The sequence below is a fragment of the Kitasatospora sp. NPDC004240 genome (genome assembly GCF_053603215.1).
Genome location: NZ_JBSGFD010000189.1, coordinates 1 through 15,504, shown reverse-complemented (window position 1 = coordinate 15,504; position 15,504 = coordinate 1). Strand labels below are relative to the sequence as shown.

10 protein-coding genes and 1 pseudogene are annotated in these 15,504 nt (G+C 72.9%); 7 read left to right on the top strand and 4 right to left on the bottom strand.

Translation table 11 applies throughout. The annotated features are described in order from the left end of the window. From ACWEQL_RS34245 to ACWEQL_RS34230, 4 genes and pseudogenes are all read left to right on the top strand, one after another. A pseudogene (locus ACWEQL_RS34245) lies at positions 1-587 on the top strand (mannose-6-phosphate isomerase, class I); the annotation flags it as partial. 32 nt (positions 588-619) lie between these two features. Next, entirely contained in the window at positions 620-1,954 is a 1,335-nt protein-coding gene (locus tag ACWEQL_RS34240) for a glycoside hydrolase 5 family protein (RefSeq protein WP_452154286.1), read from the top strand. 55 nt (positions 1,955-2,009) lie between these two features. Then, the gene (locus ACWEQL_RS34235; RefSeq protein ID WP_452154285.1) at positions 2,010-3,074 is read left to right on the top strand and encodes a LacI family DNA-binding transcriptional regulator; all 1,065 of its coding nucleotides are present in this window, start codon (positions 2,010-2,012) and stop codon (positions 3,072-3,074) included. 103 nt (positions 3,075-3,177) lie between these two features. Beyond that, a complete protein-coding gene (locus tag ACWEQL_RS34230; RefSeq protein ID WP_452154284.1) occupies positions 3,178-4,200 on the top strand; it encodes a LacI family DNA-binding transcriptional regulator in 1,023 nt (340 codons plus the stop codon). Positions 4,201-4,217: 17 nt separating this feature from the next. Here the strand turns inward: ACWEQL_RS34230 and ACWEQL_RS34225 are convergent, their stop codons facing one another. Further along, positions 4,218-5,264, bottom strand: coding sequence for a LacI family DNA-binding transcriptional regulator (locus tag ACWEQL_RS34225; protein ID WP_452154283.1), 1,047 nt, complete (start codon positions 5,262-5,264; stop codon positions 4,218-4,220). Between the two features lie 400 nt (positions 5,265-5,664). On the opposite strand from ACWEQL_RS34225, the gene ACWEQL_RS34220 reads away from it, so the two are divergent. Both ACWEQL_RS34220 and ACWEQL_RS34215 read left to right on the top strand, forming a co-directional pair. Beyond that, positions 5,665-7,278 (top strand): cellulose binding domain-containing protein, encoded by a 1,614-nt coding sequence (locus tag ACWEQL_RS34220; protein ID WP_452154282.1) that lies wholly within the window; start codon positions 5,665-5,667, stop codon positions 7,276-7,278. A gap of 147 nt (positions 7,279-7,425) precedes the next feature. Beyond that, on the top strand, positions 7,426-8,334 hold the full coding sequence (locus ACWEQL_RS34215; protein WP_452154281.1) for a carbohydrate-binding domain-containing protein: 909 nt from the start codon (positions 7,426-7,428) through the stop codon (positions 8,332-8,334). A gap of 118 nt (positions 8,335-8,452) precedes the next feature. On the opposite strand, the gene ACWEQL_RS34210 is transcribed toward ACWEQL_RS34215, so the two are convergent. Together ACWEQL_RS34210 and ACWEQL_RS34205 are read right to left on the bottom strand one after the other, a co-directional pair. Continuing rightward, complete coding sequence (locus ACWEQL_RS34210; protein WP_452154280.1) at positions 8,453-10,219, bottom strand: ABC transporter ATP-binding protein; 1,767 nt, start codon at positions 10,217-10,219, stop codon at positions 8,453-8,455. 48 nt (positions 10,220-10,267) lie between these two features. Then, positions 10,268-11,584 carry an ABC transporter substrate-binding protein gene (locus ACWEQL_RS34205; RefSeq protein WP_452154279.1) on the bottom strand — a complete coding sequence of 439 codons (1,317 nt, stop codon included), beginning with the start codon at positions 11,582-11,584 and terminating at the stop codon, positions 10,268-10,270. Between the two features lie 279 nt (positions 11,585-11,863). On the opposite strand from ACWEQL_RS34205, the gene ACWEQL_RS34200 reads away from it, so the two are divergent. Then, a complete protein-coding gene (locus tag ACWEQL_RS34200) occupies positions 11,864-14,275 on the top strand; it encodes a glycoside hydrolase family 2 protein (protein ID WP_452154278.1) in 2,412 nt (803 codons plus the stop codon). A gap of 101 nt (positions 14,276-14,376) precedes the next feature. On the opposite strand, the gene ACWEQL_RS34195 is transcribed toward ACWEQL_RS34200, so the two are convergent. Continuing rightward, positions 14,377-15,408 (bottom strand): LacI family DNA-binding transcriptional regulator, encoded by a 1,032-nt coding sequence (locus ACWEQL_RS34195; RefSeq protein WP_452154277.1) that lies wholly within the window; start codon positions 15,406-15,408, stop codon positions 14,377-14,379. Positions 15,409-15,504 lie beyond the last annotated feature (96 nt).

The window sequence follows — 15,504 nt, the reverse complement described above, 5'->3', positions numbered from 1 at the left end:
GGCGGGCCGGCGCCGGCCACGCCGCCCACGCACCGACCTACGCCGCGTACGCCGCGGCCGCCCGCGACTACCCGGACGACCCCGGACTGGTGGCCGCCCTGCTGCTCAACCACGTCCGGCTGCGCCCCGGCCAGGCGCTCCACCTCGACGCCCGGGTCCCGCACGCCTACCTCCGAGGCACCGGCGTGGAGATCATGGCCAACTCCGACAACGTCCTGCGCTGCGGGCTGACGCCCAAGCACGTCGACGTCCCGGCGCTCACCGAGGTGGTCGACTTCCGCTCCTGCGCCCCCGCCGTCCTCACCCCCGCCGCCGACAGTCACGGGGAGACCCACTACCCGGCCCCCGCCAGCGAGTTCGCGCTCTCGCGGCTCGACCTCGACGGCATGACCACCCTCTCCGCCGACAGCCCGCAGATCCTGCTCTGCACCGAGGGATCCGCCGAACTGCTCCAGTACCCGGGAACCGCACTGACCCTGCGGCGGGGCGACAGCGCCTTCGTCCCCGCCACCGGCGTCAGCGCCACCCTCCACGGAACGGCGGTGCTGTTCCGCGCCCGCGTCCCCCTGCCCGGCCCCGACCGCTGAAGCCGGCACCCGACCACCCACCGGAGGCCCCCGTGAACGCCTACATCACCGGCCCGTCCACCCCCGAACCCCGGCTCACCCGCCGCGGCCTGCTCGGCGCCACCGCCGTCGGCACCGGAATCCTGGCGCTCGGCGCCGTCCCCGCCTCGGCCGCCCCCTCCGACCCGGGCAGCGCCGCCGCCGGTGCCGCGGGCCACGACCGCGGCCGACGGCCCACCCGTGGCTTCGTCACCACCCGGCGCGGTGAACTGCGCCTGGAGGGAGCCCGGTTCCGCTTCGGCGGCACCAACTGCTACTACCTCCACCAGCGGTCCCACTACATGATCGACAGTGTTCTGAACGACGCCGCCGTGATGGGCCTGCGCGTCGTCCGGGCCTGGGCCTTCGCCGACGGCACCGACCGCAACTCCCGTCCGCTGCAGCCCGAGCCCCACCGCTACGACGAGGCCGCCTTCGACTCGCTCGACTACGCGATCCACAAGGCCGGACAGCTCGGACTGCGCCTCGTCCTGCCGCTGGTCAACAACTGGCCCGACTACGGCGGCATGCAGCAGTACGTCCGCTGGTTCCTCGGGCTGCCCGACGACTCGTACGGCGACGGCGTCCACCACGACCGCTTCTACACCGACGAGTCGGTCAAGGCCTGCTACAAGGCGTACGCGCGCTTCGTCACCCAGCGGCGCAATCCCTACACCGGGCTGCGCTACCGCGACGACCCGACGATCATGGCCTGGGAACTCGCCAACGAGCCACGCTGCCGCAGCGACAAGAGCGGCGCCACCCTGCTCGGCTGGGCCCGCGAGATGAGCGCGTACGTCAAGGCGCTCGCCCCGCACCAACTGCTCGCCGTGGGCGACGAGGGCTTCTACGGACAGGCCGGGCACGGCGACTACCCGTACTCCGACTACGAGGGCGTGCCCTGGAAGCAACTCCTCGCCCTGCCCGCGGTCGACTACGGCACGGTCCACGTGTACCCGCAGAACTGGGGTGAGACCAGCGCCTCCAAGCCCGGTGTCAACGCCACCGACTGGGGTACCCGCTGGATCCGCGACCACCTCGACGACGGCCGCGCCCTCGGCAAGCCCGTCGTCGTCGAGGAGTTCGGACTCCAGATCGACGCCGGGCGGGACATCCCCGACGGTGCGGCGCGCGATCGCGCCTACGCCGCCTGGACGGAGGCCGTCCTCACCGGGGGCGGGGCCGGTGACCAGTTCTGGCTGCTGACCTCCCGCGTCGACGACGGCTCCTTCTACCCCGACTACGACGGCCACCGCGTCATGTGGAACGACGACGACGCCAACCCCACGCGTGCCGCCGCCCGGCTCTTCAGCGCCCACGCCAAGGCCATGGCCGAGGCAGCGGACTGACCCGCCGGCCCGGACCGATCGCCCACGAGGCCTCCTTCCCCTAGGCTCCCCTTCCATGACCACCGGACACGGAGTCGCCCCCGGAAACGGCTCCGGGAGCGGAAAGACCATCCCGCACGGCACCCGACCCACCATGCGGGACGTGGCGCGCGTCGCCGGCGTCGGCCTCAAGACCGTGTCCCGCGTGGTGAACGGCGAGAGCGGGGTGACCCCGGAGACCGCCGAGCGGGTCCGGGAGGCCATCGCCGCCCTGGGATTCCGCCGCAACGACAGCGCCCGCCTGCTGCGGACCGGCCGCACCGCGACCGTCGCCCTGCTGCTGGAGGACATCGGCGACCCCTTCTCCTCCGCCCTCTCCAGGGCGGTGGAGGAGGTCGTCGCCGGGCGGGAGTGTCTGCTCCTCGCGGGTTCCAGCGCCGAGGACCCCGCCCGCGAGCGGGAGCTGGCACTGGCCTTCTGCGCCCGCCGGGTGGACGGTCTGCTGGTCGTGCCCGCCGGGGACGACCATCACTACCTGCTGCCCGAGATCGCCTCCGGCACCCCGGTCGTCTTCCTCGACCGGCCGGCCGGCGGGATCGAGGCCGACGTGGTGCTGAGCGACAACGCCGGCGGCGCCGCCGAGGGCGTCCGCCACCTCATCCGGCACGGCCACCGCAGGATCGGCTTCATCGGCGACCAGCCGCACATCCACACCTGTGCCGAGCGTCTGCGCGGCTACCGCACCGCCATGGCCGGGGCGGGACTGCCCGTCGACGAGAACTGGATCGCCACCGGCCCGACCGACCGGGACACCGTGGCCCGTGCGGTACGGCGGCTGCTCGCCGGTCCCGAGCCGGTCACCGCGCTGTTCACCGGCAACAACCGGGTCACCCTCGCCGTCCTGCACCTGCTGCCCGCAGGCCCGGGCAGGCCGGCCCTGGTCGGCTTCGACGACCTCGAACTCGCGGACCTGCTGGTCCCGGGCCTCACGGTCGTCGCCCAGGACCCGGCCGCCCTCGGCGGCGAGGCCGCCCGGCTGCTCTTCGGCCGGCTGGGCCGCGCCGCCGGCCCGGCCCGCCGGGTCGAGATCCCCACCCGTCTGATCGTCCGCGGCTCCGGGGAGACCGCGCCCGGCTCCTGAGCCGTACCGGGGCACCCGCGGGACCTGGGAGGATGGTGGCCGTACCGGGCCGCCGCAGATCCCCGGTACCGACCGGACGGGATGCCGACGAGGAGGAGCCGCCATGGCACACCGGGTGACGATCCGCGACGTTGCCGCTCGCGCCGGGGTGTCGGCGGGCGCCGTCTCGCTGGCCCTGAACGACCGCCCCGGGGTGTCGGAGGAAACCCGCCGGCGGATCACCGAGGCCGCCCGCGAGCTGGGCTGGACGCCCAGCCGCACCGCACGGTCGCTGGCCGGCGGCGGGGTGCACACCATCGGTCTGGCGGTCACCCGGGACACCATGTCGGTACGGCTCGACCCCGTCTACATGGCGCTCATCGGCGGCATGGAGAGCGTGCTCACCGAGCGCTCCTGCGCGTTGCTGCTGCACATCGCCGCCGACCTCGACGCCGAGATCGCGCTCTACCGGCAGTGGTGGCAGTCCGGGAGCGTCAACGGCACGGTGCTGACCGGTGTGCTCGCCGACGACCCGCGCATCGAGGCCGTGCACCACCTCGGCATGCCGGCGGTCGCCGTCGCCCATCCGTCGCTGAGCGGCCCGTTCCCGGCGGTGTGGAACGACGATGCCGCGGCCATCGGCGAGGCGGCGCGCTACCTCGCGATGCTGGGCCACCGGCGGATCGCCCGGGTCGGTGGTCCGGCGAGCCTCGGACAGAGCGTCGTCCGCTCGCGGGCCTTCGCCGCGGCGGTCGCCGCGTCCGCGGCGTCGGGCGCCGGGGACGTCCCGACGGACCTGTCCGCGCACGACGGCGCGCGGGCCACCCGCAGCCTGCTCGCCGCCGCCGACCGGCCCACCGCGATCCTCTACGACAATGACATCATGGCCGTCGCGGGCCTGGCGGTGGCCGCCGAGATGGGCCTGCGGGTGCCCGGGGACCTGTCGGTCGTCGCCTGGGACGACTCCGACCTGTGCCGGATCACCAGACCCGCGCTCTCGGCGCTGAGCCACGACCCCTTCGTGTTCGGTTCCGAGGTCGCCCGCTGCCTGCTGCAACTGCTGGACGAGGGGCACGCGGACGCGCGCATCGCCGCCACGCCGGTGCTGGTGCCCCGCGGTACCACCGGACCGCCGCCCGCCGGCTGATCCCGGCCCGGCTGCGGTCAGCGCGGCGGGGGAGCGGTGCTGCCCCGGGGGGTCAGGCGCGGGGCCAGGTCCTCGTAGCCCTCGGTCCGCTGTCCGGAGACCAGGGACAGCAGGGTCCTGGCCGCGTTGGCGCCGTAGGCGTGGATGTCGCGGGTCAGGGCGGTCAGCGCGGGCCGGACCACCTGCACCAGCGGCGAGTCGTCCCAGGCCACGACGGACAGGTCCTCGGGCACCCGCAGACCCATCTCCTGGGCCACCGACAGCCCGGCGACGGCGGTGATGTCGTTGTCGTACAGGACGGCCGTCGGGCGCCGCGGCGACAGCAGCAGCCGGCGGGTGGCCCGGGCGCCCTCCTCACCGGTGTAGTCGGTGTGCACCGGGGGGAGCGGTTCGAGTCCGAGCTCCCGGCAGACGGCCTCGAAGGCCCGGTCGCGGATCGAGGTGTGGACCAGTCCGGGCAGGCCCGCCACCCGGGCGACGTGCCGGTGGCCGAGGGCCGCGAGGTAGGAGAGCGTCTCCCGGACGGCGGCGGCGTCGTCGGACCAGACCGGGGTGAGGCGGCCAGAGCCCGAGGGGTGTCCGATCACCACGGTCGGCAGCCCCATCTCCTCCAGGGCCGGTACCCGGGGGTCGTCCTCGCGGAGGTCGACCAGGATGGCCCCGTCGATCTGGCGCTCGCCCCACCAGCGGTGGTACGCCTCCAGGCCGCGCCCGTGGTCCGCCACCACCTGGAGCGCCAGCGAGTACGAGGACTCCGACAGGACGTTCTCGATGCCGCCGACCAGCTCCATGAAGAACGGCTCGGTGCCCAGCATCCGGGCCGGGCGGCACAGGGCGAGCCCCACGGCGGCGCTGCGTGCCCCGCTGAGGGCGCGTGCCGCGCTGTTGCGGACGAACCCGAGCTCCTCGGCGGCGGCGAGGATGCGGGCGCGGGTGTCCTCCGAGACGCCGGGCCGTCCGTTGAGCGCGTTGGAGACCGACACCTTGGACACGCCGACGATCCGGGCGACGTCGGTGATGGTCGGGCGCCGGGCGGGGCGGGCCTGCTGCTCTGGTACCTGCATCCGGGCGCGGGCCTTTCTGAACCGGTAAGGCATGAGTGCTGTCGTCTCACGCTACTACGTCACCGGCCGCGATCGCAGGCGGCCCCTGTCCCTGCCGGGTTGTCACCGGCAGGGCGGTTGACATCGTTGTCCGGCGCCTCTACCTTCGAGTCGTTAACCGGTTAATCCGAGGCGGCCCACTCGCCCGGAGACCGCCGTCACCAGGTGGTGCGGACCGACGCCCCAACCCCGCCGGTCCGCGCCACCGCCGGTCCGCCGCACCACCGCCCTCACGGCCCCGCTCACCGCGCCACCCCGCCCGCCGCGCCCACGCGCCGGGCGGCGGTCCGCCCCGGTGGTGCGAGCGGCACCGGGTTCACGCGCCACCCACCCCACCCACCCTGGGACGAAAGGGACGCACGTGCACCATCACCCCCACCCCGCCGCGCGACGCCTCGGGCCGCCGGCACTCCTGCTCGCCGCCGTGCTCGCCCTGGCGAGCCTGGTCGGGTTACGGCCCACCGCCGCCGCGGCCGGTGGCGCCGGTCCGTTCGCCACACGCTGCGGCGTCCACTTCTGTGTGGACGGCAAGGAGTACTACTTCGCCGGGACGAACGCCTACGACCTGTTCGCGTTCGGATCGGGCTCCGGCGACACCGAGTCGCAGTTCATGGACAAGGCCCGCATCGACGCGCACCTCGCCGCGCTGCACGCCGACAAGGTGGACGTCGTCCGGCTCTGGATGTTCGGCCACGAGGACTGGCACGGCTTCGAGAAGGCCGAAGGCGTCTACGACGAGAAGCAGTTCGCGCTGTTCGACTACATCATCGAGTCGGCGAAGGCCCACGGACTGAAGCTGATCCCGGTCTTCGAGAACTACTGGGAGGCGTACGGCGGCATCGACACCCGCCTGCGCTGGGAGGGCCTCTCCGGAGGCCAGCCGGCCCGTGCCGCCTTCTTCGACCGCAACCGCTGCCCCGGCTGCTTCGCCTCCTACAAGAACTACGTCGCCCACGCGCTCAACCGCGTGAACCACTACAGCGGCGTGGCGTACAAGGACGAGCCGGCCATCTTCGCCTGGGACCTGATGAACGAGCCCCGCTACGAGGGCCAGAGTGCGGCCGAGAACGTCGACGGCACCACCCTGCGCGCCTGGGTCGACGAGATGGGCGCCTTCGTCAAGGGCATCGACCCCAACCACCTGCTGGGTGTGGGCATCGAGGGCCACGGCACCGCGTACGGCTTCGGCGGTGACGAGGGCAACCCATTCGTCCGTGTCCAGCAGTCGCCCTGGATCGACTACACCTCCGCCCACCCGTACCCGACCGAGCCGTGGGCGAATCTGACGATCGACCAGACCAAGGCGCTGATCCGCGCCTGGATCCGGGACTCCCACGAGATCGTCGGAAAGCCCTTCTTCATGGGCGAGTTCAACGTCCACAACGTCGACCGCAGCCTCTGGTGGCGTGAGATCTACGCCGACTTCGAGGCGGCGGGCGGCGACGGCAGCGCGTTCTGGTGGTATCAGGACCACAACGTGGACGGGAAGTTCGGCGTCTCGGCCGGGGCGCCCGAACTCCAGGTGTTCGCCGCACACGCCTCGCGGATGGCGGCCAAGAGCGGCCGCGTCGTCCCGACGGTCACGCCCACCGTCACGGTCTCGCCCACGGTGACGGTGTCGCCCACGGTCACGGTCTCGCCGACGGCGGCCGGCGGCTGCGCGGTGCGCTACGTGCTCTCCGACTGGGGCAGCAGCTTCAACGGGGACGTGACCGTGAAGAACACGGGGAGCACGCCGATCGAGGGCTGGCGGCTGGCCTTCGCCTTCCCGGGTGCCCAGAGCATCACCCAGATGTGGAACGCCGTCCCGACCCAGAGCGGGAAGCAGGTAACGGCGGCCAATCCGGCCGGCTACAACACTGCGATCGCGCCGGGAGCCACCGTCAACTTCGGCTTCAGCGGCACCTCCGTCCCCGGGACCAACGGAACCCCCACCGCCTTCACCCTGAACGGTACGGCCTGCGGTACGTACTGACCCCCTGAACGCCCCGGACCGCGGCTGCGCCACCCCGCGTCGCGGTCCGGGGCCGACCACCCGGCGGCCGACGGCCGCCCCGATCCGGCCACCGGTGGGATCGACGATCGGTGGACCGGTTCCTCCTGGACGAGAGAGGACACTCGGATGAGAGACACCTTGGCACGCCTCGCCGCGCTGCTCGGCCTGGTCGCCACGTTGCTCGCGATCGCCCCGGCCGCGAGCGCGGAGACCGCGCCGAACGGCTACCCGTACTGTGCGAGCAGTGCCAGTGACCCGGACGGTGACGGCTGGGGCTGGGAGAACAACGCCTCCTGCTTCGTGCGGCAGACTCCCGGCGGCGGTGGTGACTACCCGTACTGTGCGAGCAGTGCCAGTGACCCGGACGGTGACGGCTGGGGCTGGGAGAACAACGCCTCCTGCAAGGTACGGCAGACTCCCGGCGGCGGTGACCACCCGTACTGTGCGAGCAGTGCCAGTGACCCGGACGGTGACGGCTGGGGCTGGGAGAACAACGCCTCCTGCAAGGTACGGGACCCCGGCACCAGGCTGACCTGCCCCGCGGGCATGACCTGCGGGTCGTACGACATCGGCGGGCTGGGCGCCCGCAAGGCGCAGGTCCGCGCCGCCGGCGCCAACTCCCTCGACCTCGCGGTCGCCATGCTGGAGAGCGACCGCATGAGCACCGACTACCCCTACGGCGACAACAAGTCCGGTGACGCGGCCAACTTCGGCATCTTCAAGCAGAACTGGCTGATGCTGCGCTCGGCGTGCGGCGGCTTCTCGGGGCAGACGCAGAGCCAGTACAACAACGGCGCGGTGCTCAACGGCGACCTCGGCCGGGACATCTCCTGCCTGCACCAGAGCCAGGGCCACTACGGTCTGGACACGTGGTTCGCCGGGCACCGGAACGGGGCGTCGGGGCTGAGCAACCCCCGCACCGCCGACATCGCCAACTACCGGGCCGCGATCTACTGGATCAAGGCCCAGCTCGACGCGAACTCCGCCAACCTCGGCAACGACACCCGGTTCTGGGTGCAGGTGCCGGCGATCTGAGCGGATTCCCCGCAGGGCCGGACAGGCCCGAGGGAGAACGGTGGGGCGGCACTCCGCCGAGTGCCGCCCCACCGGCGGTCCGCCGGGCCGGCCGGTGTTCCGGCCGGCCCGGCGTGCTCTATGCGCGGGCGGCGGTGTGCAGTTCGCGGTAGTCGCCGCCGCTCTCCATCAGCTCCTCGTGGCTGCCGATCTCGGCGAGACGGCCGTCCCGCAGGAGGGCGATCCGGTTCGCGCCCCGGACCGTGGACAGCCGGTGCGCCACGACGAACACCGTGCGCCCGCTCACCAACCGGGCCATCGCCTGCTGCACCAGCGCCTCCGACCGCGGGTCCAGCGCCGAGGTGGCCTCGTCCAGGACCAGGACCCGGGGGTCGCGGACCAACGCCCGCGCGATGGCCAGGCGCTGCTTCTGGCCCCCGGAGAGCCGTACGCCGTGCTCGCCGAGGAGGGTGTCGAGCCCCTGCGGCAGCCGTTCGACGAACTCCAGCGCGTTGGCGTCCCGCAGCGCCGTCCGCAGCACCTCCTCCGGCACGTCGGGCAGCCCGTAGCGGACGTTCTCCCGGACGGTGCCGTCGAAGAGGACGGGTTCCTGCGGCACGACCGACAGGAACCGGCGGTAGCTGCGCAGGTCGAGGGTCTCCATGTCCGTGCCGTCGAGGAGGATGCGGCCCTCGGTCGGCCGCAGGAAACCGATCACCAGGTTCAGCACCGTGGACTTGCCCGCGCCCGAGCCGCCGACCAGCGCGATCGTCTCCCCCGCCGCGACGGTCAGGTCGAGCCGGTCCACCGAGGGGCGGTCCGCGCCGGGGTAGCGGTGCGTGACCCCGCGGAACTCGATCCGTCCGCGCACCGCGGCGACCTCCGCCTTGCCGGCGTTCTCCTCCAGATCGGGGGCCTGGAGCACCTCGCCGACCGAGCGGATCGCGGCCAGGCCCCGCCCGAGGTGCGGGGCGAGGGCCAGCAGCCCGGTCACCGACCCGGTGAGGACGGAGAAGTAGGCGCTGAGCATCACCACGGTGCCGGCGCTGACGCCCAGGACGCCGTGGTAGGCGGCGAGGGCGGCGCCGGTGAGGCAGCCGACCCCGATGGCGTTCAGCAGGATCCACGACAGTGCGCCGAAGCGGCCGTTGAGCAGGTCGAGGCGCAGCCCCGCGTGCAGCACGCGGTCCAGGGTGCGGTCCATCCGGCGCAGCGCGGTGGCCTCCAGGCCGTGGGCCCGGGTCACCGGGATGAGTGTCGTCATCTCGCTCACCCGGCCGGCGAGCTGCTCGACCTCCCGGCGGAAGGACTCGTTGTGGCTGCGCAGCCGCGACCGCAGCCGGGTCACCAGGAGCGCGGCGGCCGGGACGAGGACGAGGAAGATCGGCAGGAACAGCGGGGTCCGGATCGCGATGACGACCAGGGCGCCCAGCAGGGTGGCGAGGGCGGCCAGGCCGAAGTCGGCGGTCTGCTGGACCGCGTTCTCGATGCTGTCGACGTCCCGGATGACCTTGCTCTGCAGGGCGCCGGCGCTGATCCGGGCGTGGTAGCCGATGGAGAGCTGCTGCATCCGGTGGCAGAGCGCGCTGCGCAGCCGGGTGCCCATCCGCCGGACGGACCCGTGCATCCACTGCACGTACAGCAGGTGGAGCGGCAGGTTGAGCAGGAGGACGAGCAGCAGGGCGGCGGCGTTCCACCAGAGCCGGGACAGGTCGCGGTGGGCGACCACGACGTCCAGGATGTCCGCGGTGATCAGGGGGAGCAGCCAGACGGGGGAGTGCTTGGCGAGGAAGACCAGGACGGCGCCGACGGTGCGGGCCCGGTCGGGGCGGAGGAGGAAGAGCAGGGTCCGTACGGGGTGTTCACCCTGATAGCGGTGGCTGAGCGTGCCGTGGGGCGTGGCCATGGTGGCTCCGGTGACGGGGGTCGGCGGGGGACTGTGGGGACCGGAGGGTCAGGAGGTGGCCCGGAGCGCGGCGGCGCTCCAGCGGCGGTTGAGGTCGGCGAAGAAGTCGGCGGTGTTGCCCGGCTGGGCGCCGCGGGCGATGTCGATCAGCTTTTTGCGGTAGTCCGGCCGGCCGAGTCCGATGCCCGCGAGGGTGTCGGTGGCGTTGACGTGGGCGGTGTCGGCCTCGGAGCGTTCGACGAGCTTGACGCCGCGGTCCGCGAACGGCTTGAGGACCTCGGGCAGTGGGGCCGCCGTGAGCGTGGAGACCGCGCCCTCCCGGGCGCTGTGGCCGGACTTCTCGGTGAACCAGTCGATCCAGGCCCGGGCGACGTCCTTGTGGGAGGAGTGCACGCTGACGGCCTGCTGGTACCCGGAGACCACGACGGAGCAGAACGCGCCGTTCTTCTGCACCGGGAAGGGCAGGAAGCCGATGGACGCGGGGTCGGTGCCGGCCTTCCGGGCGGACTCCCGGATCTGGGTCAGGGCCCACGAGCCGAGCTGCATGGTGGCGATCTCGCCCTTGGCCAGCTGGACCTTCGACTGTTCCCAGTTCGTGGTGGTCGGGTCGTTCTCGGCCAGACCGCGCTTGACGATGTCGTACAGCAGGGTGTCGATGACACGCAGTTCGCCGCCCGCCGCCCACGGGGCGTCGAGAACGCTCAGCCTGGCGAAGGCCTGGGGGTCGCAGCCCGCCGAGCCGATGTTGTTCGACCAGCCGGTGAGCGGCCAGGCGTCGCGGTAGTTGGTGTAGTACGGCGTGGAGCGGCCGGAGGACCGGATCAGCTGGAGGTCGGCGAGGAACTGCGCGGGGTTGGCGGGCCAGTCGGTGACCCCGGCCTTCGCCCAGACCGTCCGGTTGTAGACGAAGCCCGTGGCCGAACCGGATTCGGCGAGGCCGTAGACCTGCCCGGCGACCTCGGTGCGGTCGGTGAACCGGTAGCGGGAGGAGAGGTCGGCGGCGCGGCCCAGGGAGGCGAAGTACTTCGGGAAGTCGTTCTTGGGCACGGAGGCGGGGATCATCAGGACGTCGGCGTACTCGCCCGTGCCCAGCCGGCGGCCGACCTCGCCCTCGTAGTCGGTGATGCCCTCGAAACGGACCCGTGCCTTCGGGTACGCCCTGGTGAACTCCGCGGCATAGCCGTCGAGCACTCCGTCGCGGACCAGGTCGGTGCGGTCGGTCAGGACGGTGATCTCACCGGTCACGACGGCGGGGTCGGTCGGCGAGTACGCGTGGTCGACCTCCTTGTCCTCGGCTCCGCCGCATCCGGTCGCGGCCAGCACCACCACCACGGCAACCACTCCGATGAGGGACCTGCTGCGCATTGGGTCTGCTCCTTCCGGGTCGGGCCCGGCGGATGCGCGGGTTGCGGGAACTATGCCAGCAAGGAGGTGAACCGGTAAATCACAAGTTTCCTCTGTGATGCCAGATCGTTACGTCTGTCGATGGTGGTGGATGGGAATCTGCAGGTAGAAGCAGTGTGAAGCCGGTCCATGAGTCTAAGACTCCACTACCTAACCGCTTTATGGACAGACTCTCCCGGGCGGGTTACGTTACTGGCGCCCACACTTGATGGGCTCGGTCACAGCGATTGGAGCCGCACCATGAAGGACGTCACCCAGCTCGACCGGGGCTGGACCCTGCACCACGAGGGGGAGAAGCTGCCCGCCCGGGTGCCGGGTTGCGTCCACACCGACCTGCTGGAGGCCGGGCTCGTCCCGGACCCGTTCCTCGGCACCAACGAGAACGACCTCGCCTGGATCGGGCGCCGCGACTGGACGTACCGCACGCACCTCACCGCGCACGGCGGCCCGCACGAGCGCACCGACCTGGTCTTCGACGGCCTGGACACCGCCGCCCGGATCACCCTGGGCGCCACCGAGCTCGGCCGGACCCGCAACATGCACCGCTCGTACCGCTTCGACGTCACCGGGCTCGCGGGCGAGCTGACCGTCCACTTCACCAGCGCCTACCAGGAGGCCGCCGAGGTCCGCGCCCTGGTCGGCGAGCGCCCCAACGTCTACCCGGAGCCCTTCCAGTACATCCGCAAGATGGCCAGCGGCTTCGGCTGGGACTGGGGCCCGACCCTGCCCACCGCCGGCATCTGGCGGCCCGCCCGGCTGGAGCACTGGTCCACCGCCCGCCTCGCCCAGGTCCGCCCGCTGGCCACCGTCCAGGACGGCACCGGTCGCGTCGAACTGCACGTCACCGTCGAGCGCACCGCCCGGGGCGCCGGCCGCCCGCTGACCCTGCGCGCCACCGTCGCCGGCGCCGAGGCCACGGCCGCCGTCGAGGGCGACCACGCCGTCCTCACCGTCGAGGTGTCCGACCCGGACCTGTGGTGGCCCCGCGGATACGGCGAGCAGCCGCTGTACGACCTCGACGTCACCCTGGCCGACGCCGAGCAGGGCGTCGCGCTCGACACCTGGCACCGGCGGATCGGCTTCCGCACCGTCGAGCTGGACCGCGCCCCCGACGAGCACGGCACCGGCTTCACGCTCGTCGTCAACGGCGAGCGGCTGTTCGTGCGCGGCGTCAACTGGATCCCGGACGACACCCTGATCACCAGGGTCACGCCCGAGCGCTACCGCGAGCGCCTCACCCTCGCCGCCGAGGCCAACATCGACCTCATCCGCGTCTGGGGCGGCGGGATCTACGAGAACGAGGCCTTCTACGACGTCTGCGACGAACTCGGCCTGATGGTCTGGCAGGACTTCCTGTTCGCCTGCGCCGCCTATCCCGAGGAGCAGCCGCTGCGTGGGGAGATCGAGGCCGAGGCCCGCGAGAACGTCGTCCGCCTGATGCCGCACCCCTCGCTCGTCCTGTGGAACGGCAACAACGAGAACCTCTGGGGCTTCCGCGACTGGGGCTGGGAGCCCGAGCTCGCCGGAGACTCCTGGGGTGAGGGCTACTACCTCGGCCTGCTGCCCCGCATCGTCGCCGAACTCGACCCCACCCGGCCCTACAGCGCGGGCAGCCCCTGGTCCGGCTCCTGGGACCACCACCCCAACGACCCCGACCACGGCACCCACCACTCCTGGGAGGTCTGGAACCGCCAGGACTACGCCGAGTACCGCGCGAACGTGCCCCGCTTCGTCGCCGAGTTCGGCTGGCAGGCGCCGCCCGCCCTCGCCACCCTCCACCGCGCCCTCCCCGGGGAGCGGCTCGCCCCCGACTCGCCCGGCATGCTCCACCACCAGAAGGCCGAGGACGGCAACGGCAAGCTCGACCGCGGCGTCGAGCGCCACTTCGTCCTGCCCGAGGACTTCGACCGCTGGCACTACCTGACCCAGCTGGTCCAGGCCCGTGCCATCGCCGCCGGCATCGAGCACTGGCGCTCCCACTGGCCGCAGTGCGCCGGCACCGTCGTCTGGCAGCTCAACGACTGCTGGCCGGTCTCCTCCTGGGCCGCCATCGACGGCGACGGCCGGCTCAAGCCGCTCTACCACGAGCTGCGCCGCCTCTACGCCGACCGCCTGCTCGTCCTGCTGCCCGGCACGGACGGCGGGACCCCCGTGGTGGCCCTGGTCAACCAGTCCGCGCGGCCCTGGTCGGCCACGCTCCTGCTGCGCCGCTGCGCCTCGGACGGGACGGTGGCGGCCGAGACCGAGGTGCCGGTCGAGGTCGAGGCCCGGTCCGTGCTCCGGCTGCCCGTGTCGAACGGGCTCGCGCCGGAGGACGGCTCGGCCAAGGAGTTCCTGGTCGCGGACGCCGACGGCCTGCGCGCCGTGCACCTCCCGGTGCCCGATCGGGCCTTCGACTATCCGGTGCCGGACTTCGACGTGGCCGTGGAGCCGGTGGCCGGCGCGGACGGGGAGGCCGAGATCGTGGTCACCGCCCGCACCTTCGTCCGTGACCTGCTGCTCCAGGCGGACCGGCTCGCGCCCGGCGCCGTCAGCGACAGCGGCCGGCTGACCCTGCTCCCCGGCGAGCGGGCCGGGATCCGGGTCACCGGGGCCGGACCGGTCACCGCCGAGGCCGTGCGTGCGGCGCTGTACTGCGTGGAACCGGCGTGAGCGGGGCGGGCGGCGTGTAGCCGTAGTCGTCGAGGACGCCGCCGGGCCGGCGCACCTCTCCACGGGGCACCCCCCGCGCCGCGGCGCGGGGGGTGCTTCGCTCAGTGGGGTGCCTCGCCCAGGGGGGCGGGGCAGGTGCTGGAGCGGGGCACCAGCCGGGCGGCGTCCATGAGGCTGCCGGTGCCGCTCCCGTCGGCGACCGAGTCCAGCAGGGTCTGCGCCGCGCGGGCGCCGTAGGCCCGGATGTCGCGGGAGAGCGCGGTGAGGGCGGGCCGGACCACCCGGGTGAGCGCCGAGTCGTCCCAGGCGACGATCGACAGGTCGCGCGGCACGCTCAGGGTCAGCTCCTGGGCCGCCGCGAGGCCGGCCACCGCCATCAGGTCGTTGTCGTAGACGATCGCGGTCGGGCGCCGTTGTGAGAGCAGCAGCCGACGCGTGGCACGTGCGCCCTCGTCCGCGGTGTAGTCGGTGTGCAGCACGGCCGGTTCCGGCAGCCCCGCCTCGGAGCAGGCCCGGACGGTCGCCTCGTCCCGGATCGCGGTGTGGGCGAACGCGGCGTGCCCCGCCACCCGCCCGATCCGCCGGTGACCGAGCGCCGCCAGGTAGCGCACCGCCTCCTCGGCGCTGGCCGCGTCGTCCGACCAGACCGTGGGCAGGACGGCCGACGCCTGTGGCGGCCCGAGGATCACCGCCGGCATTCCCAGTTCCTCCAGAACGGGCACCCGGGGATCGGACACCAGGGTGTCGAGCAGCAGGACGCCGTCGACGCGCCGTTCGCCCCACCAACGCCGGTGCACCTCGCTCTCCTCCTGGTGCGAGCCCGCCACGTGCAGCATCAGCCCGACCGAGGGGCCGGTCAGCACCGATTCGATGCCGCTGATCAGCTCCATGAAGAACGGCTCGTGCCCGAGCGTGTCGCTGGGCCGGCACACCACCAGCCCGATCGCGCCGGCGCGGGCGGACGTCAGCGAGCGGGCCGCCCGGCTCGGCTGCCAGCCCAGTTCCGCGGCGATGGCCTTGATGGTGGCCCGGGTCTCGTCGGAGACGCCGGGCCGGTCGTTCAGCGCGTACGAGACCGCCACCTTCGACACCCCGGCCCGGGCCGCGATGTCACTGATGGTGAAACGCCTCATCCGGCACGCCCTCGCACTCGCCCGATCGCTCCGCTGCCAGCCGCGACTGTACCTCCGCGCCCCTCCACGGCGAAGCGGGCCGCCGCACCACCCCGG

Coding starts and splice junctions, on each gene's coding strand:
- ACWEQL_RS34200 (WP_452154278.1), top strand. CDS start 11,864: ATGAAGGACGTCACCCAGCTCGACCGGGGCTGGACCCTGCACCACGAG.
- ACWEQL_RS34230 (WP_452154284.1), top strand. CDS start 3,178: ATGGCACACCGGGTGACGATCCGCGACGTTGCCGCTCGCGCCGGGGTG.
- ACWEQL_RS34225 (WP_452154283.1), bottom strand. CDS start 5,264: ATGCAGGTACCAGAGCAGCAGGCCCGCCCCGCCCGGCGCCCGACCATC.
- ACWEQL_RS34195 (WP_452154277.1), bottom strand. CDS start 15,408: ATGAGGCGTTTCACCATCAGTGACATCGCGGCCCGGGCCGGGGTGTCG.
- ACWEQL_RS34215 (WP_452154281.1), top strand. CDS start 7,426: ATGAGAGACACCTTGGCACGCCTCGCCGCGCTGCTCGGCCTGGTCGCC.
- ACWEQL_RS34210 (WP_452154280.1), bottom strand. CDS start 10,219: ATGGCCACGCCCCACGGCACGCTCAGCCACCGCTATCAGGGTGAACAC.
- ACWEQL_RS34205 (WP_452154279.1), bottom strand. CDS start 11,584: ATGCGCAGCAGGTCCCTCATCGGAGTGGTTGCCGTGGTGGTGGTGCTG.
- ACWEQL_RS34235 (WP_452154285.1), top strand. CDS start 2,010: ATGACCACCGGACACGGAGTCGCCCCCGGAAACGGCTCCGGGAGCGGA.